The sequence below is a fragment of the Streptomyces recifensis genome, from assembly GCF_002154615.1.
Classification (GTDB): Bacteria; Actinomycetota; Actinomycetes; order Streptomycetales; family Streptomycetaceae; genus Streptomyces; species Streptomyces griseoluteus.
In genome coordinates, this window is sequence record NZ_MUNH01000910.1 from 1 (window position 1) to 520 (window position 520).

Below are 520 nucleotides of genomic sequence, written 5' to 3' on the forward strand. Positions count from 1 at the left end.
ACACCGACGTCACCTTCGTCTCCGACGCCACCGGCGCCCACCTGGTCCTCAACCGCAACAAGGCCGAGCTGATGTGCCGGGCCTACGACGACGCGGACGGCCGCTGGGTGATCAACCCCATGTTCATCGAGCCACTGCCCCGCAGGACCGGCCCGTACCCCTGCTCCACCACCGCCTACAACGCCCCGGACGGCGGCCGCACCCCGGTGCTCCGCCCGGACGGCTCCGTGGTGCCGGACCAGGCGGACAGGGTGTACTGAGGGGCCGTCAGAGGAACGTGTGCCCCTCGCCCCGGTAGGTGGGCACGGTCGCGGTGACCGTGTCCCCCTCGACCAGGTGCAGCACGTCGAAGCGCTCGCACAGCTCGCCCGCCTTGGCGTGCCGGAACCACACCTTGTCACCGATCAGCAGATCGTCGGCGGGTGAGCCCAGCAGCGGGGTCTGCACCTCCCCGGCGCCCTCCTGCGGGTCGAAGCGCAGCCCCTCCGGCAGATACGGCACCGGCAGCCGGTCCGGGCCG

General features: G+C 72.1%; 2 pseudogenes. One reads left to right on the top strand and one right to left on the bottom strand.

Features of this window, described 5'->3' with window-relative positions:
- A pseudogene (locus tag CCN33_RS30760) lies at window positions 1-260 on the top strand (haloacid dehalogenase-like hydrolase); the annotation flags it as partial.
- Between the two features lie 7 nt (window positions 261-267).
- Here the strand turns inward: CCN33_RS30760 and CCN33_RS30765 are convergent.
- Window positions 268-520: pseudogene (locus CCN33_RS30765) on the bottom strand (amino acid deaminase/aldolase); the annotation flags it as partial.